Here is a 22,674-nt window from a genome sequence, read left to right as displayed (position 1 = left end):
AAATGGCAGACAAGCAACCGGCCGCGGCCGGCACCCCGCTCCCCCCGCCGGCCTATGTGGCCGGCCACCAGCTGCTGGCCGGCAAGAGCGTGCTGATCACCGCCGCCGCCGGCGCGGGCATCGGCTTTGCCGCCGCCCGCCGCTGCGCGGAGGAGGGATGCCGCGCGCTGATGATCTCCGACATCCACGAGAAGCGGCTCAGCGAGGCTGTGGCAACCCTGCGCGCCGAAACCGGCCTGCAGGCGATCCATGGCCAGCTTTGCGACGTCTCCGACCAGGCCCAGGTGCGGTCCCTGGTGGCGGCGGCCGAGGAGGCCCTGGGCGGCACCGATGTGCTGATCAACAACGCCGGGCTGGGCGGCTCGCGCCGCATAGTCGAGATGGACGATGCCGAATGGTCGCGGGTGCTCGACATTACGCTTACCGGCACCTTCCGGATGACGCGGGCCATGCTGCCGCATATGCAGGCGCGCCGGCGCGGGGCCATCGTCAACAATGCCTCGGTGCTGGGCTGGCGGGCGCAGAAGGAGCAGGCCCATTACGCCGCCGCCAAGGCCGGTGTGATGGCGCTGACACGCTGCAGCGCGGTAGAGGCTGCGGAGTTCGGCGTGCGCATCAATGCGGTGGCGCCGAGTATCGCACTGCACGATTTCCTGCGGAAGTCGGCGCCGGCGGAACTGCTGCGGGAGCTGGCCTCGCGCGAGGCGTTCGGGCGGGCGGCCGAGGTGTGGGAGGTGGCGAATGTGATGGTGTTCCTGGCTAGCGACTATGCGTCGTATATGACGGGCGAAGTGTTGCCTGTCAGCAGTCAGCGGGCGTAGCGGCTAATGGCCCGCGCGGAGCAGGAACCCCAGAACAGGGAAGAAGCGAGGGAAGCAGCGAGGCAAGGAGAGGCATGACACGAGTATTCAATTCCGCCGAGGCGCTGATGAGCGCCGTGGGCGAGCAACTGGGCCACAGCGCCTGGACCGTCATCACGCAGGCGCGCATCGACGGCTTTGCCGAGGCCACGGGCGACCACCAATGGCTGCACGTGGATCCCGAGCGCGCGGCGCAAGGTCCCTTTGGCGCTTGCATTGCGCACGGTTATCTCACCCTGTCGCTGGTCAACCAGTTCCTGCCGGAGATCCTGACGGTCGAAAACCTGCGCTGGGGCGTCAACTACGGCTGCGACAAGGTGCGCTTCCCGGCCCCGGTGCGGGTTGGCTCGCGCCTGCGTGGCGTGGGCGAACTGGTGCGCGCCGAGGCGCTGCCCGGCGGCGTGCAGTCGGTGGTGCGCATCAGCGTGGAAATCGAGGGCGAGGATAAGCCCGCTTGCGTGGCCGACACCATCAGCCGCTATTACTTTTGATACTTCCAAGGAAAGCAGCATGAGAGAAGCAGTCATTGTCGCCGTGGCGCGTACGCCCATCGGCAAGGCATTCCGCGGCGCCTTCAACGATACCGAGGCGCCGGCGCTGGGCGGGCACGTGGTGCGCGCCGTGGTGGAGCGGGCGGGGATCGACCCGGCCGAGGTCGACGATGTACTGATCGGCGCCGCCGCGCAACAGGGCACGCAGGGCTACAACCTGGGCCGGCTGTGCGCGGTGGCGGCGGGCCTGCCCGACAGCGTGCCGGGCATGACCATGGACCGCATGTGTTCGTCGGGGCTGATGACCATCGCCACGGCCGCGAAAAGCATCATCTGCGGCGAGGCCGACATCGTGGTGGCCGGTGGCGCCGAGTCGATCTCGCTGACGCAGAACAAGCACAAGAACGCCTACCGCGCGCAATCCGAGGCGGTGCTGGCCCGGCAGCCGGACGCGTATATGGCTATGATCGAGACCGCTGAAGTGGTGGCGCAACGCTATGGCATAGCCCGGGCGGCGCAGGACGAGTATGCGCTGCGCAGCCAGCAGCGCACCGCCGAGGCGCAGCGCCAGGGCCTGTTCGACGACGAGATCGTGACGCTGGAGACGCGCCGCGCGCTGTACGACAAGGCGGGCGCGCTCACCGGGCACGAGACCGTGCGCCTCGCGCAGGACGAGTGCAACCGGCCAGATACCAGCGCCGACAGCCTGGCCGCGCTCAAGCCGGTATGGAGCGGCGGGCGCGCGGTGCCGCAAGGGCTCCACATCACCGCCGGCAATGCCTCGCAACTGTCGGACGGTGCCGCCGCCGTGCTGCTGATGAGCCGCGAGCAGGCCGAGCGCCGCGGCTTGCGCCCGCTGGGCCGCTATCGCGGCATGGCCGTGGCCGGCTGCGCGGCGGACGAGATGGGCATCGGCCCGGTGTTCGCCGTGCCCAGGCTGCTGGCGCGCCACGGCCTGACGGTCAAGGACGTTGGCTTGTGGGAACTGAACGAAGCCTTTGCCTGCCAGGTGCTGTACTGCCGGGACATGCTCGGCATTCCGGACGCGCGGCTGAACGTCAATGGCGGCGCCATCGCGATCGGCCATCCCTTCGGCATGTCGGGCGCGCGCATGACCGCGCACGCCTTGCTCGAAGCACGCCGGCGCGGCGCCGCGCATGCGGTGGTGACAATGTGCGTCGGCGGCGGCATGGGCGCCGCCGCGTTGTTCGACGTGCTGTAGCGGTCATTGCCGGTGGCAGTGCGAACGGCCAGCCCAAGGCGGGCCATGCCCCCGGCGCGGAGGAGACGACAATGAAAAAAGTGATTGGCATCGGCGTATCGCTGACGGTATTGGCTGCCGCGGCATGGTCCTTCTCGCCGCGGCCCCTGCCTGCCTTCGCAGCCACCGCGCTGCGGGCGGATCGGCTGCAGCTCAATGGCATCGCCCGGTCCGGCGACCGCATGGTGGCGGTCGGCGAGCGCGGCACGATCTTGCTCAGCGACGACGAAGGCGCACACTGGCGGCTCGCCAGCGTGACGCCGGAGCACGGCGCCGCGCTCACGCAGCTTGTCTTTGCCGGTGGCAAGGACGATAGGGTCGGCGTGGCGGTGGGACACAGCGGCTGGATCCTGCGCACCACCGACGGCGGTGAGCATTGGCAGCAGGTGGCCTTCGATACGGCGCAGTCGGACCCCCTGCTGGGCGTCTGGGGCCAGGCGGCGGGCCCGTGGTTCGCCGTCGGCAGCTTCGGGCGCTTCCTGGTGTCGCACGACCAGGGCGGGCACTGGCATTCAGCAGCCACGCCGCTGATGCAGGACAAGCACTTGAACGGCATTGCCGGTGATCATCAGGGCCGCCTGATGCTGGTGGGCGAGAGCGGCCTGGTGCTGCGCTCCGCCGATGGCGGCGGCACCTGGGAAGCGGTCAAGATGCCCTACGAGGGCTCGCTCTACGGCGTGCTGCCGCTGCGCGACGGCGCCTGGCTGGTCTATGGCATGCGCGGCAACGTGCTGCGCAGCGCCGACTTCGGCGCGAGCTGGGAGGCCGCCGAGGTGGGGCTCAAGACCTCGTTCTTCGGTGGCGCGCAACTGGCGGACGGCCGCATCGCCGTGGCCGGCCAGGGCGGCATGCTGGCTGTCTCGGCGGACGGCGGGCGCCATTTCAAGCCGGTGGCGGGCGGTAGCGCGCAGACCCTGGCGGCGCTCATCCCGGCCGCGGGGGGGAATGCCCTGACGCTGGCCGGCAACGCGGGGATTGCCCGCTTCACCCTGGCCCCGCATGCCGCGCCCTGATCTTCCTCCTGCCGCAACTCTCAGCGCCACACCGCATTGCATAGAAGCGAGAACGCCATGACCCGCCCCGAAATCTCCGGCCCCCGGGCCACCACCACCCGCCTGAGCCGCTTCGTCGCGCATTGCGCGGACCTGTTGATCCGGCGCCGCCGCCTGTTGCTGGTGCTGTGCCTGGCGATGACCGTGGCGATGGGCTTGTCCGCCACGCGCCTGCGGCTCGATCCGGGCTTCAACAAGATGATCCCGCTGCAGCATCCCTATATGCAGGTGTTCACCAAGTACGCCGGCACGTTCTCCGGGGCCAATACCGTGCTGATCAGCCTGCGCTGGAAGGGCGAAGGCGATATCTACAACCCGGCCTTCATGGACAAGCTGCGTCGTGCTACCGACGATGTGTTCTTCATTCCAGGCGTGCGCCGTTCACATGTGTTCTCGCTGTTTACGCCGAATGTGCGCTACACCGAGGTGACCGAGGTGGGATTCCGGGGGGATGTGGTGGTACCCGGCCGATACTCTGGTACCCCGGAGCAGCTCGACCAGGTACGCCGCAACGCGGCGCGCTCAGGCCAGATCGGCCGGCTGGTAAGCAATGACCTGAAGTCCGCGCTGATCCGCGCCGATCTGAGCGATGTGGATCCCGCTACGGGCAAGGCGCTCGACTACGGCAAGGTGGCACGCCAGTTGGAGCAAATCCGCACCGGCCTGGGCGGCACGGATGTGGAAGTGAGCATTATCGGCTTTGCCAAGCTTGTCGGCGATGTGGAAGACGGCATTGCCGGGGTGATGGTGTTCTTCGCGCTGGCCTTTGCGGTGACGGCGCTGATGCTGTTCTTCTACACGCGTTCGCTGCGCATTACCCTGCTGGCGCTGGTGGTGGCGCTGCTGCCGGTGGGGTGGCTGCTAGGCCTGCTGCCGCTGCTGGGCTACGGCATCGACCCAATGTCCATCCTGGTGCCGTTCCTGATCTTTTCCATCGGCGTCTCGCACGCGGTGCAGATGACCAATGCCTGGAAACAGGAAGTGGTGCAGGACAATGACCCGGTCGAGAGCGCGCGCGCGGCCTTCTGCAAGCTGTTCATCCCCGGCACGGTAGCCTTGCTGACCAACGCACTGGGTTTCATGGTCATCATGCGCATCGAGATCGAGATCGTGCGTGAGCTGGGCATTACCGCATGCCTCGGCGTATTGCTGATGATCGTCACCAACAAGGTGTTCCTGCCGCTGCTGCTGTCATACACGCGCCTGGAGCCGCGCGTGGTGGCGGCCGCCAGGGCGCGTGCCGGGCGGCATGGCACCTTCTGGAACCGGTTCGGCCACTTTGCCCGCCCGGGGCCGGCACTGGTGGTGTTCGGCGTGTCGCTGGCGCTGTTGGCGTTCGGTGCGGTGCAGTCACGGGGACTAAGGGTCGGCGATATCGGCAACGGTGCTCCGGAACTGCGCGCCGACTCGCGCTATAACCGCGATAACGCGCAGATCGTCGGCCAGTACAACATCGGCGTGGACGTGCTCACGGTGGTGGTGGAACCCAAAGGCTTTGACGACGCCTGCCTGCACTATCCGGTGATGGGCGCGGTGGAGCGCTTCGAGATGAACCTGCGCGGTGTGGCGGGCGTGCAATCGGTGGTGAGCGTGCCGTCGCTCGCCAAGGTGATGATCGGCGCCTTCAACGAAGGCAATCCACGCTGGGAGGCGCTGCCGCGCAATAGCGATGGCCTGACCCAGGGCGCCAAAGCCTTCGATCCGGAGAACGGCATGAACACCGCGAACTGCCAGGCCATCCAGGTGCTGATCTACACAGCCAATCACGAAGGCGCCACCATTGCCCATATCGTCAAGGAGATCCAGCACCTTATCGCCGCAGACAAGACGCCGAACGTGGCGTTCCGCCTCGCCGGCGGCAATATCGGCGTGATGGCAGCCACCAACGAAGCGGTGGACGAAGCCGAGGTAACCATGCTGCTGGCGATCTTCGGCGCCATCACGCTGCTGTGCCTGCTGACCTTCCGTTCCTGGCGGGCCGTGCTGTGCATCATCGTGCCGCTGACGCTGGTGTCCGTCCTTTGCAGCGCGCTGATGGCGCGGCTGGGGATCGGCCTGAAGGTCTCGACGCTGCCGGTGATCACGCTGGGCGTAGGGGTTGGCGTGGACTACGGCATCTATCTCTATGAGCGCATGCAGCACCAGTTGCGCCATGAAGGGCAGAACCTGCCGCAGGCGTTCGCCGAGGCCATGCGCCAGCGTGGCAACGCCGCCTTGTTCACCGCCATGACGATGTGCATCGGGGTGGGTACGTGGGCCTTCGCGGCGCTCAAGTTCCAGGCGGACATGGGCATCCTGCTGGCCTTCATGTTTATGGTCAACCTGTTCGGCGCCGTCTTCCTGTTGCCGGCGCTGGCGAGCTGGCTGGGCGTGGAAGAGGAGGAACGCCGGGCGGCCGGCAACAAAGCCCGCGGCGCGGAGGCACGCGTGGGCAGGATGGCCGGTAGCGAAGGGCGCCCGCTCAAGTCCGACGCGGCCTGAACCGCCGGGCCTTCGCGCGGCCGGCCCGTCATCATTTGAAGAATCTGCTGCAATTCGAAGGGGGCGGACGCTTACAATTGACATCTCGATCTGGACATCGTGAGTGCATTCCTCGCGATTCGACATAGCGTCCCGCGGATGGCCGGGCCGGGCCGTGGGGCAGTCATCAAACGATAGTAGCCGGCGGCCCTGCTGCATGAGGCAGGGCGTGGCGTGCCAGGCGCGACATAGAATCGCGCAGGAAGGAGAATAAGATGTCGCAACAGGCCCCCACTGATGGATCGCCGTTCTCAACGATCCGGATCGGCCCCCTTGCGTTGCGCAACCGCCTGATCAAGGCCGGTGCGAACGAGGGCATGACACCGCAAGGATTGCCGACACAGGCGCTGGTCAAGCATCACCGGGATATCGCAGCCGGCGGTATCGGCATGACGGTGGTCGCGTATGCTGCCGTCGCACAGGAGGGGCTGACCTTCTCGCATCAGCTCGTCCTGACCCGCGAGGCCATACCGCATCTGCGGGTGCTGACCGACGCGGTGCATCGTGAGGGCGCCGCGGCTTGCCTGCAGATTACGCATGCCGGCTCGTTTACGATGATGCGGCATGGCGGGAGCCGCGCGCCGCTGACCGCATCGGCTGGCCTGAATGCTTTCGGCATGATGTATGGCGTGTATTTCCAGCGCGCCATGCGCGAGAGCGACATGTTCCGGGTTGCCATGCAATTCGCCGATGCCGCGCGCCTCGCGCGGGAGGCGGGCTTTGACGCGGTCGAGATCCATATGGGGCACGGCTACCTGCTCAATCAGTTCCTGTCTCCGCTCAGCAACCGGCGGCGCGACCGTTTTGGCGGTGAAGTGGAAAACCGCACGCGCTTCCCGGCGATGGTGCTGCGCCACGTCAAGGACGCCGTCGGGGCGGAGCTGGCGGTGTGCTGCAAACTGAGTGTGGTTGACGGTGTGCCCGGCGGCAACGTGGCGGCGGATTCCGCCATCACGGCGCGCATCCTGGAAAGGGAGGGGGCCGACCTGCTGACGCTGAGTGGCGGACGTAATGTCGAAAGCCCGTGGGTGTTGTTTGGCAGTGCGATGCCGACGGCCCAGATGAAAGCCACGGCGCCGCACGCGCTGGCCAGGCTCGGTATCTCGATTCTGGAGAAGCGTACCCCGCGCGAGCTGAAGTTCCGTGAACTGTATTTCCTTGACGCTTCCCGGGTGATCCGCCAGGCGGTGCGGATGCCGCTGGCCTATATCGGCGGCGTGAAGTCGCTGGACAATGCGCGGCAACTGTTGGGCGAGGGCTTCGACTGCGTTGCCCTGGCGCGCGCGCTGATCCATGATCCGGCCCTGGCCGATCACTGGCGAACCGGCGCGGTGACACGTTCGGCATGCGACAGCTGTAATGCTTGCGTTGCAAAAATCTATGATCCCGCCGGCGTTTGCTGCGTTTACGGGCCACCGGCCGATCCCAGGCTGACCACGATACTGGCGGCCGGGCAGGCGGATTGAGACTTGCGGGACTTCTGCCCACCGATGCCGGGCAGATTTCGCCCGGCTTCTCGACGCCATGCCCGGACCGACGCGCTGTCAGTCGGTACTTGATTTCCTGGCAAGCCAGTCCTGTTGGGTCATGATCGTGCGGAAGCCCAGATGCGACATGGCACTGAACGGGTCCGACCCTCTCCTTGCGCTGACCCGGTAGCTGGTGCAATAAGTCTCGCTGCACAAAAAAGAGCCGCCCCGTATGACTCGCTTGGGGGCGTCGACGGGTGCCCCTGCGTCGTCGGGGTCATATGAGTCGACGGGGCCTTGGGGGTCGGAGGCCTGTCCTTTGCGGGCCGCGATGGCGAACGCGTCGGAGCGATACCAGTCAGCCGTCCATTGCCAGACATTGCCGGCCATATCGTAGATGCCATAGCCGTTCGGCGCGAAATTGCCAACCGGCAATGTGCCGACCTGGATCTTTTCGTTGCGGCTGACGACCGGAAATTGACGCGCCCGGTCGTCCCACGTATTGGCCATCTTCTTGCCGTTGGGAGTGAGTTCGTCTCCCCAGGCGTAGTCCGCTTGTTCGAGGCCGCCGCGCGCGGCGAATTCCCACTGCACTTCGGTCGGCAGGCGCTTTCCAGCCCAACGGGCGTAGTTCAGCGCGTCAACGTACGACACCTGCACCACAGGATGATTCTCCCTATCGGCCAGATTGCTATGGGGGCCGAGCGGATGCTGCCAATTCGCCCCAGGCACATACCTCCACCAGCGCGACCAATCGCCCAGGTCGACGGGTTCGCTCGTGCCGACAAATACCATGCTGCCGGGGACAAGCGTCCCGGGATCGGGCTCTGGCGTGCCGGGCGGCAGTTGCGGGCGTATGTCTTCCCACTTTGGTTTCTGCTCAGCTGTCGTGACGTACCGAGTGGCTTCGGTGAAGCGTCTGAAATCGGCGTTTGTCACATCGAAACTGTCCATCCAGAACCCGCTGACTTGCACGCGGTGGGCCGGTCCTTCGCTGGGAAGGGCCCGCTTGGATGAACTGCCCATCAAGAATGTCCCCCCAGGGACCCAGACCATGCCTTTGGGACCTGTCACCCCATCGCCGATCACGGGCTCCTTGAACTGGCCTGTCTTGGAAGAACCCCTGAGGTATTTCGCGCTCAGCAGTCCAGCCGCGCCGGCAACTCCGGTTGCCAGTAATCCCGAGATAAGCGCTCGGCGTTTCATGGTATTTCCTAATCCTTTTTTGTCGCAGCGTCCCGCGGTCTGTCTGGGCGTGCGATGAATTTACTGGGTTGATTCCTGGACTGGCTCATCGATGTCGTCCACGTTGGGCGATAGAGGAGGAGCCGCCGATTATCCGATGATCGCGATGATACAACTGCCTGGCATCGTCTTCCCGGACTACCGAAGCATTTATGTGTGCCATCTCCGGGCCCGCTTTGATCGGCTACGCCCACCGCGTGCGTCTTTCGCTGTCTAGTCTGAAGAGACGATGAGGCACGGCCCTGGGCTATGTACTGTGGAACGTGCTAAATCAAAAGGAGGGGACATGCCTGCAACTGGCTACAAAATTGAATCCCGGCCGCTGGAATCGCGGTATGCGCGCGGCTGGCATTGCCTCGGGCCGGCCGCGGATTACCGCGACGGGAAGCCGCACACACTGAACATCTTCGGCCGCCGCCTTGCCGCCTTTGCCGATTCCGCCGGCACCATTCGCATCATTGATAGCTATTGTCCGCATATGGGCGCGGACCTTAGTACCGGTACCGTGCAAGGCGACCAGTTGGTGTGCCCCTTCCATGGTTGGCAGTGGGGTGGCGATGGCGCTTGCAAGTCGATCCCTTACTGCAAGCGAGTGCCGCCGAAGGCGCGCATCGGCAGCTGGGATACATGCGAGCAGAACAATCTGCTCTTCATCTGGCACGATCCCCAGGGCAACGCACCTCCACCCGAGGTGGCGATCCCGCGCATCGAGGCATGCTACTCGGAGCAATGGTCCGCGTGGGCAATCGACAAGATGGTGATTCAAACGAATTGCCGGGAATTGGTCGACAACATCTCCGATATGGCTCACTTCGATACCGTGCACGGTGCGCCGATCGACTACTTCGCCAATCTGTTCGAGGGCCACAAGGCCACGCAAGTGCTGGTCGGCCGCAGCGCCCGACTCTCCGCCGGAGATTGCCTGACCGCGCTATCCACCTATTTCGGCCCGGCGTACCACATTACGGAAATGCGTGGCCAGATGGACGGTCAGCCGATCCATTCGATTCTGCTCAACTGCCATGTGCCCATCGACATGAACAGTTTCGAACTGCGCTATGGCGTATTGGTAAAGAAGGTTCCCGGCCTTTCCGACGAGCAGAATGAGGCGATTGCGCAAGCCTATGTGGAACAGGCGCGCAATGCCTTCTACGAGGATGTGGTGATCTGGGATTCCAAGATCCGCACCGACAATCCGCTTTTATGCGAGGGAGATGGGCCCATCTACCAGATGCGGGACTGGTATAGCCAGTTCTATGTAGACGCGGAGGAGGTACGGCCAGCCAGTGTCGGGCGCAAGGTGATCGAGATGAACATAGCGGGAATTGATGCGCCAAAACTGCATCATGTATTTGAGGGGTAGGAAGAAGGGGGCGCTGCCGCCTCCGGTCCGGAGGCGGCAGCAGAGTTCTTGACGCCGGGCGTCGCACAGAGGCATGTTGCGTACGCCGATGACTTAAGATGCCGTTTCTAACCTTTCAGAAGGTACTGTCACGCTGCGGCGCATCGGCCGCAGGCGACATCCGAGCGCAGGCAGGTCAGCATTACAGTCGCTGCGAGCCTATGAAGGCCTCTCTCGGGATTCTCCTTTGCAGCGACTGGTGTGGAGCGGCGCACGACTCTATGCAGAGTCTTTGGCGCCGCGCTCACGTTGCCGCTACTTCCCGTCTCCGACGTTCACCCGCTTCGTGGAGAAGATGCCGCCGATCAGCAGATCCCCATCCTCGAGCAATGCGGTAATACCGCCCCAGGCGTTCCATTTGCGGCTGTCGTCCGGGAACGGCCAGCGGGCCTTGATGGCGCCGGTATCCCAGTCAAGGCCTACATACTCGTAGTTGCCGTTTTCCTTGTTGGCGAGGTAGATCATGTTGCTCTTGGCGGAAATGACAGGGACCATCACATCCGTGTTGTCGATCTCCTTGTTGACCCAGGCCTTCTCGAATGACTTCGTCCGAGTGTTCCAGTTGAACTTGGCTACCCCACGCGGGGCGGGCCGGGTCAGGCCGGGCGTTATCGCGTTGCCCCATATATCTGGCGCGGGCTTCGGGTAGGAGTTATTCAGCAGGGCGACGCCATAGCCCAGCACCTCCGGCGACGGCTCGACCGTGGCCTTGGATATTTCCAGTGGAATCTGATCAGCGATGCGTGCGGACCTGGTGCCCGGCTTCTGCTTGAATCCGGGCGGAATCCGGTCGCGCCAGAAGGCCACGAGGTTGGCTCCCTTTTCATCACCGTCGGCAATCACAACCAGCTTGTCGGGGTCGTTGCCGAAGCCCATCAGCGTCGGCGTGGTGCCGGATCCGCCAGAAGTCGTCAGAGCGCCGGCAGCGATGGCCTGCGCCCTGCTCATGGTGTTGTAGTCGGACTGCCAGCCACCATCGGCTTCATCATAGGAGAGCTTGTTGCCAGTCCAGACGATCTTCAGCATGCGCTTGGATGTGACCACATAGATGCCGCTATTCTCGTCAATGCAGATGCTGTTTTCGATCGCCTCGCCCGGCAGCAGCAGCGTGCTTTTGAGATTGAGGTCGCGGTCCAGCAGGAGCACTGCGCCATGCGCCGCGGCAACGACATCGCCAGCATAGGTCATGCCCATGCCGATGATGGCAGATTTGCGCATGTCCTCAGGCAATGCCTCCGAGAAGTCCCGGAATTTGACGACGCGCAGTGGCTTCTTCGGATCATTGTCGTCGGTGGACTTGAGGATCTTCAGGCCACCAAAGGCCGCATAGTGAACGCCATCCTTGTCAATCATGTTGTAGGCGCCGTTGGCCAGCGACTGGCGCTTGAAGCCCAGTTCCTCCATCTTCCCCGACAGTGCCAGCAGCTTGGCGTCATCATTCGCGCGCCGAGCGGCATCGACTTCCTCCAGTGCCGCCCGGATCTTCTCGCGATTGGCATTCGTGGCCAGTTTCTCCATTCCAGGGTAGGGCAGGAGTGAGACCAGGTCATAGGCCTCACCGGTCGCGTCGATCTTGCTGATGCCCTCGACGCCGGCAGCGAAGATGATCGTCTTGTCGCCGATCTTCTTCACTGTGGGATTCGAGGTAAAGACGGTTGGAACGGACTTCACATCATCTGTCGACAGCCTGCGGCCCTTGGTTGGGCCGGCATGCGGGACGGAATCGGTCGCGGCCGGATTGTCGTGCGAAATGGGATAGACGCTGTCGGTCAGCCAGGGGTTGCGGCCCGGGAAGGTGGCGTTCTCTTGCTGGGCGGCTTGCGCGCACGTAAGGCTTGCTGTCGCAAGCGCGACCGCGGTCGACGCGAAGAGCAATGCTCTCATTGGGTAACTCCGTGGATAAGTATGGCTGTGATTGTGAGGTGAGGCTGACGAATTGAGGTTGTTCGGCGGAGCCATTCAATCGGCGGAATGCACGATGCGCTCACGCGGGCGTGCCGCCCGGCGGCTTGCTGTGGCCAACAACGCTAATGTGAAGGTGGCGGGGACATCTGGGCGCAGCATCTTGCCGGCATTGCGGCACGGATCTGACCAGGCCCGTCGGCATGGAACGTACACTATGGGACGCTGCGGCGATTCAGGAGGGCAACCGCGGCAACCCCAATGCTCTGCCGGCAGGTGTCGTCGCAAGACGCCTGCATGATAGCCGCGCCATTGGTTTCTGTGCCGGCCAGGTGTCCGTCGTGTCTGATCGCGCTCTCCGGATCAAAGCCAGGCCGGGCAGACGGCAGGCCCTCAGCAAACGCAAGACCCAGGGCCACGGCCGCACCGGCCCCAAACAGACTACCCGCCCGCAACCATGCTCTCATCGCTGTCTCCTCTTGCTACTGCCCACCACGGGCAGATGCCGATTCCTGTTGTACCGTTAGGGCCGGTCTCTTGATCGAAGCATATTTGTGGAATCTGGCGTCAGCATCGTCCAATCGGACTACACACATATGTGCGTCATAGGTGGCTTTGAGGAGGCTCTGCAAAGCCGTTCAGCCAACCGCGGCTCGGAAGTGTTTTTTTGTGGCAGCAAGAGGAGGGTTAGCCCGGATTGCGTATAGATCCCGCGGGGGTAAACGTTCCAGCTTCCCTCTGGTCGTTAAGCTCTGGGCAACGTCGGACTTCACGGTTTCCAGCCCGTCTCAATCTGCTTATGGGCGGGGATTGCCTCCGCCGATTTTCTCTGCCGCGATCTGATTCGCGGCGATGTAGCCAAAGGTCATCGCCGGCCCGATAGTCGAACCTGGTCCGGGATAGGTTTTTCCCATGACCGCGGCCGAGGTATTCCCGATCGCATAGCATCCCTCGATTACGCTGCCATCGGGACGGAGGACGCGGGCGCAGGCGTCAGTGCTCAATCCGCCCTTGGTGCCGATCTCGCCGGGATCGATCCGCAGCGCGTAGAAAGGGGCGCGGTCGATTGGGCCCAGGCACGGGTTCGGCTTGGAGGAGATGTCGCCATAGTAGCGGTCGAAGATATTGCTTCCCTTGCCGAATTCGAGGTCGGTACCATCTGACGCATAGGCGTTCATTTGCGCGACAGTCGTGGCAAGGCCGCGTGGATCGACGCCGATTTTTGTGGCCAGTTCGGCCAGCGTTCCGGCGCGATAGATGACATGGTCCAGCCAGCCATGCGGAATCCTGGAGTCAGGCTGTATGCTGCCGGGAAGCAGCACGCCGCACGGATAGCGTTTTCTATACTCTGCATCGAACACGAGCCATGCCGGCACATTCGCATTTGTTTGCGCGTGGTCGGCATACATGGCGTGGATGATGTCCGGGTACGGCGCTGCTTCGTTGACGAAGCGTCGACCGAGCCGATTGACCAGCACGCATCGCGGCAATGAGCGCTCCACGAAAAGCCCGCGTTGTTTTTCCTCCCCGGGAACCCGTACCGTCGGCACACCCCATGTGTATCCCATCAGCGAAACGTTCGCGCCGAGCTTGAGACCAGCCCGAATTCCATCTCCGGTATTGATGGGCGGGGCGGCTGTCCATTCGGCTTGCGTGGGCTTCGGCAGGTATTGGTCGCGCATTTCCTGGCTGGATTCGAAGCCTCCGCAGGCGAGCACCACCGCGCATCGCGCGCGTACGTTGTACTCGCGTCCCTGTCGCTCCACCGCCACGCCGGTCACGCGGGCATCGTGCGCGTGGAGCGTGCGCATCGGGGTGTCGAGCCACAGCGGTATGGACCGATGCGCGAGTGCCGCGCGCAGGCTCGCGACCAGGGCGTTGCCAAGCGTGAGCCGGCGGTCCCGGTGCGTTCGACAGCGCCAGCGCAAATCCGTTGCGTACCGGAACGCGAGGCGTGCCAACAGGCCGAGCCAGCCGGACTCCTTCGCTACGATGGTGTGGGCTTCGATCTGCGTCAGCGAAATGCGCCCGCCGACCAGGGTGGCGGGCGATGGGGCGCGGAGTTCGTCAAATGCATCGCCGAGCCGGCGCGCGTCGAATGCCGCTGGCTCCATGGTGCGGTAACCCGGTTTTCCTCCCGTGCGGTCCGGATAGTAGTCGGGATAGCGGGGCACCGCGTGGAAATGCGTCTGCGCCTGCGTGGCGAGATATTGGACCATCTCCGGCCCGTTTTTGAGATAGGCATTGATTCTGTTCAGATCGAAATCTTCCCCTATGACATCCCGGAGATACGCCACCGCTTCCTCATAGGAGTCGTTGCCGCCTAGAGATTGGATCTGACCATTGCAAGGGATCCAGATTCCGCCGCCGGAAATAGCCGTCGTGCCCCCATAGTGCGGGCTTTTCTCGACGAGGAGCACGGTCAAGCCGAGATCGTATGCGCGCAGCGCGGCCGTCATCGCGCCTGCCCCGGAACCGACGACGACCACGTCGTACGATGTATTCCAATTCACGGCCGGATTGCTGTTGTTCATTGGCTTGCCTCCAACGTTAAGTGTTTTCCAGGCGACCTGTACCAGTCAGTGGTTAGGCGGGCCGAAGTACGCCGGTTCAGAGGTCAACAAGTTGCCCGTTTCCGAGCGCGGCAAAGCGCATCGGGTGCGGCCACTATGGCACATAAATACAGAAATGAGTCAAAACAATGGCACAAAAAATATTCTTTGTGCAATACTGGGTGAAGGCGCCACGGCAATGCCGGGATCACACTGCGATCAAGAGCGCATCACTCCGCAAGAGGCAAGGTTCCGAATGAATAGACAACTTCGCTGGGGAGACGCCAGCCGAATAGACAGTCCCGAGCAAGGGCGCGTCCTGATTCTGAGGTCCACGCTCGACTGCATGGCCGAGATGGGTATCGAGGGTTTCACCGTGGATGATGTGGCCAAGCGCGCCAACATTTCACGCAGAACCCTTTACCGCTACTACAGCACCCGGAATGATCTGATCCAAGCCGCGATTGACGCGGAAAACGGCGTCTTTTTCGAGGAGATGCAGCGTAGCTTGTCGGGCTACGAGGGGGATTTCGAGGGGTATCTCGAAGAGTGCGTGTGTTTCGCCGTGAAGTACCGGCAACGCCTCGCCGGGCTTCGTCAGGACTACCTGGCCAGAAGCGTTACGGCGGAGGTGTTTCCCTACATCCTCGAGAACATCAAGCCCATGTGGCACAAGGTGCTGGCTGACCGCTACCGCGATTACGTAGAGAAGTCAGGCGCGACGCCCGCTTCGCTGGACGACATCATTGCGCTGGCTAGCCGCATCGGGCTTGCCTATAGCCTGGTTCCTGCGGACGAGGGTGCGATTCGCCGGCAGATGCGGATTCTCCGCGGCGTCCGGCATGGCACGTCTGCGTGATCTTGCGTGGCATTCCGCCGCGCATGACAGATCCGCATATGAACGAATGACACTCCCCAAAATCGGATGATCGATGCGGAGAGACAAATGACACGCCTTGCGCCGCCGTGCCGCCGGCATTTCTATCAAGAGGCAATCACAGGAGCCAGTCAATGAGCCGCACATCGTATCGCCACCTGCTTGCACCCGGCCGAATCGGCACGATGACACTACGCAACCGCATCGTCGTCACCGCGATGGGTGCGAGCCTTGCGGAGCCAGATGGCCAATGCGGTGAGCGCATCGTCCGCTATCACGAATCGCAGGCCAAAGGGGGGGCGGGCCTGATCATCACCGGCGTTGCCGGCGTGGCTTGGCCGACCGGTGCCAATCAGGTGAACCAGATCGCCATTTCGGACGATCGCTTTCTTCCCGGCCTGACCGCGCTGACCGAAGCCGTCCACGCGCACGGCGCAAAGATCGCCGCGCAACTTCACCATGGAGGATTGGTCGGCGTGGAGGATATGCTTGCGGGGCGGCCGGTGTGGGCGCCCTCCCTGCCTGAACCTCCCACTGGCGATTTCACTGAGGCGTTCTTGCTCGAAGAGTTGGCCGAGGCGCCGTTCGGCCGCATCACCGGCGTGACGATTCAGGTCATGACGAAGGCCGACATCGACACGCTGATCGCGCAATTTGCCGCGGCTGCGAGCCGGGCGCGGCGGGCCGGCTTTGACGGCGTCGAGATCCATGGCGGGCACGGCTATCTCCTGTCGTCGTTCATCTCGCCCACGACGAACCGGCGTACCGATGAATATGGAGGCCCGCTGGAAAATCGCGTCCGTCTCCTGGTCGAGGTGATTCGGGCCGCGCGTACGGCGGTTGGTCCCGATTTTCCTGTGTGGTGCAAACTCGACTCGCGCGAGGAAGGCATTCCGGGCGGCATCACGATTGACGAGGCGGTGCGCACCGCGCAGATCGTCGAGGAGGAGGGGGCCAACGCGATCACCGTGAGCGCCTATCATGACGCGGGCAAGCCAAAGTTGCATTCGGCATCGCATACCCCGCATGAGCCCGGGCTCAATCTTCCGTTTGCGGCGCGGATCAAGGCCGCGGTCAGCATTCCGATCATCGCATCGGGCCGGATCGAGCCCGCGCTGGGCGACGAAAGGATTGCCGATGGCTCGATCGATTTCGTCTCAATGGGGAGGAAGTTGCTAGCCGACCCGTATCTGCCGCGAAAGCTCACCGAAGGGCGGCCCAATGACGTGCTGCCCTGCATCTATTGCTACACATGCATTAGCGCAATCTACGTTGGCAAGCCGCTGCGCTGCGCGGTCAACCCCGAAATCGGTTTCGAGTATTTGCATCGTCAATTACCGAAGAGTGGCAAGCGAGTCGTGGTTATCGGCGGAGGCCCCGGTGGCATGGAGTCGGCGCGCCGGCTACGGGCGGACGGGCATCAAGTAACGTTGCTGGAGCAGGCCAACCAACTGGGCGGCACGCTGCGCATTGCCGCGCTCGCCTATGAGGCCAACGAGCCACTGCTCGACTGGCTCAGGCACCAGGTTGAATCGTCACAAATCGACGTGCGCCTGCGCACACGAGCGACGCCCGAGCTGCTGCGCACGCTATCCCCGGACGTCGTTGTCGTTGCAACCGGCGCGGTGCGCGGATTGCCGCCGATACCAGGAAACGACCTGCCGCACGTCATGAGCGGGGACGACATGCGCCGCCTGATGCTCGGTGAAGGCTCACAGGAACTGGCGCGCAAGGTCGGGTGGGCGACACGCATGGCATCAAAAATCGGTGCGGCGAGCGGCCTGACCTCGAATCTCGATTTCGTTCGCCAGGCGACCCGGCAATGGATGCCGTTGGGCAAGCACGTCGTGATCATCGGTGGCGAACTGGTCGGTCTCGAACTGGCCGAGTTCCTGTCCGAGCGCGGACGATTGGTGACAGTCGTCGATGAGGCGCCGCGGTTCGGCGCGGGACTGACGATAGTCCGCCGGATGCGGCTGCTTGCGGAGCTTAAGGAGCACGGCCTTGGTCTCTTTCCGGGGGCCTCGGACATCCGGATCGAACCTGACAGGGTTTGCTTCACCGACCAGGCAGGCAATGCGCAGGCGGTCGATGCGAATAGCGTCATCGTGGCCAAAGGTGCGGCAGGTGACTTGACGCTTGCCAGGCAGTTGGAGACCGAAGGCTTTAAGGTCCATGAAGTTGGCGATTGCACCGGCATCGGCTATATCGAAGGTGCTATGCGCGGTGCGGCGAGAGCGGCGAAGGAAATCTCGCAAATATGACTCCCCGCCTCAGGGAGGTGCCCCGGCCGGGCGCGGTTTCCCGGCGACCAGCCAGTGGATCGGCCGGTCGCCGGCGTTGCCGCCCTTGAATGCTGGATGCTGATTTACCGAGACGGACCCGACGCACCCACCGGTCGGCGACGCTGAGGGGCTTACCACCCTCCCGCACGGAGGTCCATCATGAATATCGCCATTCGCGGGATTCCCCTTAGTCCGCTCAGACGAAGCGGCTTGCCGGACCGGTGACTAACATCCAGTCAGAAGCCAAAAAAACGGTCGGGAGACAGCGATGAAGCGGACTCGGTGGTTGTGGGCGACGGGACTGGTCGCCGCGGGTGTGGTGGCCGGAGTGTTGCTGACCCTGGCAACGGGCGCCGCCACCGCGCTTGCCGGCCACGGTGGCGACGACGATGCCGGCACCGGCATCGTCGTTTCCGCCAACGCGGCGCGAGAGTGGCCTGTCTGCGACGATGATTGCCTGCGTAGCCGCGGCGCGGCGGTGCTGATGGAGCTCAGCCAGCGGCCGTTACGCTGACGCCGTCTGGTTTGTCTCGATTCTCTCCTTTCCGCCTTCGCCTTTTTCTTTGGTTCATCCGACTTTCGTGTGGGTCGATTCATTGCTGGGCTAATTCCAGCACTGCCGTAGCTCCCCCTCACCCGCGCATGGCGGGTGAGGTTGGGGGAGTGGGCAGGCCTGCGCAAGAGTGAGGCGCATCGCGTTGAGCGAGCGCTCGCCATCTCCCCGGGCTTGCTCTCCCATTTCATGGGAGAGGGGAGCAACCCAGCGTTTTACTTCTGGCCACTCGCACCCACATGCAGTACCCACGCGAACGTCCGAAGCGCTTCTTCTTTTTCCTCTTTTCACACACAGAACGAACACCATGACTACTACTATCATCACCGGCTCGGCCTCCGGCATGGGCGCGGCCGTACGCCGGCGCCTGCTGGCCGACGGCGAAAGGGTCATCGGCATCGACCTGCGCGATGCCGAGATCCACGCCGACCTCTCCACCCGGCACGGCCGGGAGGCCGCTATCGATGGCGCGCTGTCGCAGTCCGGCGGCAGGATCGACAAGCTGATCTGTTGCGCTGGTTTGGGCCCGCATGTCGATCCTGCGACGCTGGTTGCTTCGGTCAACTACTTCGGCGTGGTAACCCTGCTGGACGGCTTGTTCGAGGCATTGCGGCAAGGCAAGGCGCCGTGCGCCGTGGTGGTGTCGTCCAATTCGGCCACGCTGCAGTCCTGGGCAGGCAGCCCGCTGCGCGACGCCTACCTGGCGGGCGATGAGGACGGCGTGCACGCCCTGGTGCGCGCGGCGCAGGAGGCGGGTGGTGAGCAGGCCGCCCAGGCGGGCTATCTGGCGTATGCGAGCGCGAAGAACGCCGTCGCGGCAGCGGCACGGCAACGTGCCGCCAGCTGGGGGCGGGCCGGGGTGCGCCTGAATGTGGTGGCGCCCGGCGCGGTGGAAACGCCTATGCTGCAGGCTGGCCTGCGGGATCCGCGCTATGGCGATGCCATCCGCGACTTTCTGCCTCCCCTTGGGCGGCGCGCGCAGCCCGATGAGGTAGCCGCGCTGATCGCGTTCCTGTGCCGCCCCGAGGCAGCATATCTGCACGGCAATGTCGTGTTCATCGACGGTGGCGTCGACGCTGCGCAAAGGCCGCTGGCGTTCTGATCCGCACGGTCGCGCCGGGCCGGCATCCAAATTGTGGGGGGCGGCCCGGCCGGATTTCGGAAAAGTCAGTCGAGTTGGCGGGTGGCACAGCTTATCCGCGGCGTGATGACGGCGCACTCGGCAAGCCGAAGTCAATCATCGCACTGCAGACAACAAAAATTCCACCGCCTTGTCATGGGCCTCCGGCGCGCCGGCACAATTTATCTTGTCATCCCCGCCTTGCTTTTCACTGTAGCGCTGAATGGTAGCGTGCAGGTAGGGCCCGCTGCGCCCGCATTCGCAAGGGGCATCCCAGCCGCTCAAGGTAACTTCGTCGCCGGTGATCAAGCCTCCCCAGTAGGAATCGGGCAGCAGATCCACAAAGGCGAATCGGCCCGTGTGAGTACCTTCTCGCGGAAACGGATGGCCGTTCTCGGGGTCGAGGACAAAAGGTACCAACACCGGTGGCACATGAAAGTGCCCTTGGCTGCAGCGAGGAAGGCTTACCATCAGCTCGCTCATGCCGTAGAACTCGAATACCCGGTCGAAGCCCAGAAATTCGAATATTCTCTCGCGATAGTTGTCCGCCAGCGCGCGCCCTTTGTTGCCGCCGCCACTCATCAGCACGCTGCCGGCGCCAAAGGCGTTGCGCGTACCATTGGCCAGAGCTTCCTCGGCCCATTCGTACAGGATTGGCCATACCGCGAACAGGCAAATATCCTGCTTCCCGAATCGCTGGACTGCCGTTTCCAGGAACCGCTTCATCTGTTCCGGGCGCTGCCGTTCCCGTGCGGCGAACTCCTCACGGCGGGACAGCAGCGCTGGCGATATCTCCAGCGTACCCTGTTCGCCCCGCGCTTCGGCGGCACGCAAGCGACCTGCCAGGGAGGCGATATCAGCACTGAAATAATCATCCGGATAGAGAAACAGCGCATTCTCATCGCCTCCAGCCCACCGCCTGACCATCTCTTCCACGCCCCGGTACGTTGCGCCGGCGCCGAAGCGGTAGCCCGGTTGCACCATTGGCATTCGTGCGCGCAGCAGGTCTGGCCCGCTGCCGGCGCCGTGCCAGTCACGCACGCAGTGCGCGGTGAGCGTATTCGATATTGCCCACTCTCTCGCAGTGCGCGGCATGAACGATAGCTTGCCGCTCGTGCCAAACGTATGCAGTATCCGCAATTCGCTGGCGTCATCAAGCCGTTTCACCCATGCATCAATGGTATTGATGTCTTGGGTATCCAGTTTGCTGAGATCCTGTCTTGTCAATCCGTTCAGCCAACGCGTCAGGCGATCGAACTGACCCCGCTCCAGTAGCGACAGCGGGTAGGATTTGTAGGTTGTGTGGGGAAAGAGCAGGGGCACTACATCATTCAACCGTTCGATCTTCTCTATGCCCTGTTCGTCCGCCAGCCTTCTGAGCACTGGTATCTCATCGCGCATGGTGTCAAACCTCCGCTGCACGCCACGCAGGTGAACCTGTTCGAGTTGTTCTCGCGACAGGCGAAATCCTTCGTCGTAGCGAGCGTTGACATAGCTCGATGCGTCATCGAGTAACTGTTCATGGATACGGGACATCGAACTGCTCCTTGAAGATCACGATCAATGCGACGCGCCTGCGGCCAGCGCTTCCAGGGCGTTGCCATCCGAGGTTTGCTCCACAATCCACTTGCACATCCGCCGTACCGGCTCGATGCCGTCCTGTGGAATTGCCGCATCCTCGAAAAGCGCCGCGGCGCCGAGCGAAACGAGACGTTGTCCACCTTGGTACGCGAGCCGGTCGCGCAGGCTATCCTTAAGCGATTCCGGGTAGAGGCCGATCGTCTGGGTATAGGCGCTGACGGACATCACTGCGGTATCCATGGAATCGATCGGCACGATATTGGCGACCCGGCAGGCGAGCTGCCGGGCGAAATCCACAGGGGTGTCGTTTTGCGAAACAAGGATTGCGCCCTCATTGGATCTACCCCCGTACACCCGGTATTCGTCACCGGCAAGCCGCAGCCCGTCGATTTCATCCTTGAGCTCGCGACTGAAGGATTTGTGAGGTGTACTCAATGTGGTCGGCAGCTTCTGCAAGGCATCGAAGGTCAGCTTGCCCAATTGATTGGCATGTTCAAGACCGGCCTCGTCAGTGCCGCACGCCACATAGACAACCCTCGCGTTTACGCAGCCTTCCTGGTTCATCACGCCGATGTCGAGTGCGAGCCTGCGTGCGACCGAGCGCATGGTATCTGCATCTGCAAAGGCTTCCGGGCCAATGATGGTGGTGCTGTGTTTCGGGTCAAGGGTGATCAGATCCAAGCCTGGCTGCAAGTATTGGGTGATGTGCCGGATGCTGGCGAAGCCACCCCAGGCGACGACCTTTTCCACCAGGCGCGGGTCATAGATATGTCTTTCGATGGACTCGTCGCCACCTTTCCAATACACCACGCTCAGGTGCCTTGTCAGAGGGTGGTCAGGGTCCAGTTCGAGCATGGTGCGGGCGATGGCTGTAGCGGTAAGCGGGTCATTCGAGGGCGTCTTGATGATGGCATCCGAGCGTGTAAAGGCGTTGCGGATAACCGTACCAACGCCCACCATCGGCACATTTCCTGCAATGACATGGACGCAGCGAGCACCGAAGGCGCGAATGCGGCTGGGTTTTCCCGTATGCACACGGGAGGGCTGCTCGACCCATTTTTCAAGATAGTCAATGCCTACCAGGCGTTCCGCCGTTTCGCGCACAACGGCGGGCGAGAACATCTCCGGTATTGCTTCATAGAGATGCCGCAGAATGGAATCGGAAATTCCCGATGTCTGGCAGGAGAGATCGTAGGCGGCCTGCAGGTGAGGGTTTTCCGAAAGGACCAGTTTCTTTCCCACTTGCGCCAGGAAGTCCACGATATCGTCGAAGGTCAACGCATAGAGGTCCGCCATCTTCGATGGCGCGTTTAGTGTGAGCCTGTCCAGATAATTCTTTAGATTCGGCGTGGAGAATGCGATATTTCCGCCGCGCCCGCCAAATTCCAGTGTGCAGTTGTCAATCAGTTCACCGCGGATAATGAATGGTATCTGTAGTGGGGATCGCATGGGCAACTCTCCTGCCGTCGAGGCATTAGGAAGAAAGGAGAATAACTACTGGTAT

General features: G+C 63.3%; 16 protein-coding genes. 11 read left to right on the top strand and 5 right to left on the bottom strand.

The window, feature by feature from the left end:
• The first annotated feature begins 2 nt into the window (after positions 1-2).
• From AC1DS6_RS16500 to AC1DS6_RS16475, 6 genes are all read left to right on the top strand, one after another.
• The gene (locus AC1DS6_RS16500) at positions 3-821 is read left to right on the top strand and encodes an SDR family oxidoreductase (protein ID WP_441629517.1); all 819 of its coding nucleotides are present in this window, start codon (positions 3-5) and stop codon (positions 819-821) included.
• A gap of 74 nt (positions 822-895) precedes the next feature.
• Entirely contained in the window at positions 896-1,351 is a 456-nt protein-coding gene (locus AC1DS6_RS16495; protein ID WP_441629514.1) for a MaoC family dehydratase, read from the top strand.
• A 19-nt stretch (positions 1,352-1,370) separates the two neighbouring features.
• Positions 1,371-2,573: an acetyl-CoA C-acyltransferase gene (locus AC1DS6_RS16490; RefSeq protein ID WP_477102749.1), complete on the top strand. Its 1,203-nt coding sequence runs from the start codon at positions 1,371-1,373 to the stop codon at positions 2,571-2,573.
• Between the two features lie 71 nt (positions 2,574-2,644).
• A complete protein-coding gene (locus AC1DS6_RS16485) occupies positions 2,645-3,625 on the top strand; it encodes a WD40/YVTN/BNR-like repeat-containing protein (protein ID WP_477102748.1) in 981 nt (326 codons plus the stop codon).
• A 57-nt stretch (positions 3,626-3,682) separates the two neighbouring features.
• Positions 3,683-6,145 (top strand): efflux RND transporter permease subunit, encoded by a 2,463-nt coding sequence (locus AC1DS6_RS16480; RefSeq protein WP_477102747.1) that lies wholly within the window; start codon positions 3,683-3,685, stop codon positions 6,143-6,145.
• A gap of 254 nt (positions 6,146-6,399) precedes the next feature.
• On the top strand, positions 6,400-7,650 hold the full coding sequence (locus AC1DS6_RS16475; protein WP_477102746.1) for an NADH:flavin oxidoreductase: 1,251 nt from the start codon (positions 6,400-6,402) through the stop codon (positions 7,648-7,650).
• 78 nt (positions 7,651-7,728) lie between these two features.
• On the opposite strand, the gene AC1DS6_RS16470 is transcribed toward AC1DS6_RS16475, so the two are convergent.
• Positions 7,729-8,859, bottom strand: a complete 1,131-nt coding sequence (locus AC1DS6_RS16470) for a formylglycine-generating enzyme family protein (protein WP_441629509.1) — start codon at positions 8,857-8,859, stop codon at positions 7,729-7,731.
• Positions 8,860-9,184: 325 nt separating this feature from the next.
• Here AC1DS6_RS16470 and AC1DS6_RS16465 point away from each other — a divergent pair, with 325 nt between their 5' ends.
• On the top strand, positions 9,185-10,261 hold the full coding sequence (locus AC1DS6_RS16465; RefSeq protein ID WP_441629508.1) for a 3-ketosteroid-9-alpha-monooxygenase, oxygenase component: 1,077 nt from the start codon (positions 9,185-9,187) through the stop codon (positions 10,259-10,261).
• A 294-nt stretch (positions 10,262-10,555) separates the two neighbouring features.
• On the opposite strand, the gene AC1DS6_RS16460 is transcribed toward AC1DS6_RS16465, so the two are convergent.
• Both AC1DS6_RS16460 and AC1DS6_RS16455 read right to left on the bottom strand, forming a co-directional pair.
• Positions 10,556-12,184 (bottom strand): hypothetical protein, encoded by a 1,629-nt coding sequence (locus tag AC1DS6_RS16460; protein WP_477102745.1) that lies wholly within the window; start codon positions 12,182-12,184, stop codon positions 10,556-10,558.
• Between the two features lie 815 nt (positions 12,185-12,999).
• The gene (locus AC1DS6_RS16455; RefSeq protein WP_477102744.1) at positions 13,000-14,736 is read right to left on the bottom strand and encodes an FAD-binding protein; all 1,737 of its coding nucleotides are present in this window, start codon (positions 14,734-14,736) and stop codon (positions 13,000-13,002) included.
• Positions 14,737-15,010: 274 nt separating this feature from the next.
• Between AC1DS6_RS16455 and AC1DS6_RS16450 the strand changes: the two genes are divergently transcribed.
• From AC1DS6_RS16450 to AC1DS6_RS16435, 4 genes are all read left to right on the top strand, one after another.
• Complete coding sequence (locus tag AC1DS6_RS16450) at positions 15,011-15,613, top strand: TetR/AcrR family transcriptional regulator (RefSeq protein WP_441629505.1); 603 nt, start codon at positions 15,011-15,013, stop codon at positions 15,611-15,613.
• A gap of 152 nt (positions 15,614-15,765) precedes the next feature.
• Positions 15,766-17,895, top strand: a complete 2,130-nt coding sequence (locus tag AC1DS6_RS16445) for an oxidoreductase (RefSeq protein WP_477102743.1) — start codon at positions 15,766-15,768, stop codon at positions 17,893-17,895.
• A 289-nt stretch (positions 17,896-18,184) separates the two neighbouring features.
• On the top strand, positions 18,185-18,430 hold the full coding sequence (locus tag AC1DS6_RS16440; RefSeq protein ID WP_441629503.1) for a hypothetical protein: 246 nt from the start codon (positions 18,185-18,187) through the stop codon (positions 18,428-18,430).
• A 346-nt stretch (positions 18,431-18,776) separates the two neighbouring features.
• Positions 18,777-19,571 carry an SDR family oxidoreductase gene (locus tag AC1DS6_RS16435; RefSeq protein WP_441629502.1) on the top strand — a complete coding sequence of 265 codons (795 nt, stop codon included), beginning with the start codon at positions 18,777-18,779 and terminating at the stop codon, positions 19,569-19,571.
• A 135-nt stretch (positions 19,572-19,706) separates the two neighbouring features.
• On the opposite strand, the gene AC1DS6_RS16430 is transcribed toward AC1DS6_RS16435, so the two are convergent.
• Positions 19,707-21,125 (bottom strand): long-chain-fatty-acid--protein ligase, encoded by a 1,419-nt coding sequence (locus AC1DS6_RS16430; protein WP_441629501.1) that lies wholly within the window; start codon positions 21,123-21,125, stop codon positions 19,707-19,709.
• A gap of 24 nt (positions 21,126-21,149) precedes the next feature.
• The gene (locus AC1DS6_RS16425) at positions 21,150-22,619 is read right to left on the bottom strand and encodes an acyl-CoA reductase (protein WP_477102742.1); all 1,470 of its coding nucleotides are present in this window, start codon (positions 22,617-22,619) and stop codon (positions 21,150-21,152) included.
• Positions 22,620-22,674: the final 55 nt, after the last annotated feature.

The sequence above is a fragment of the Cupriavidus sp. 05L310 genome (genome assembly GCF_056398185.1).
Note: the sequence above shows the minus strand (reverse complement) of the source record. Positions and strands in the feature narration are given on the sequence as shown.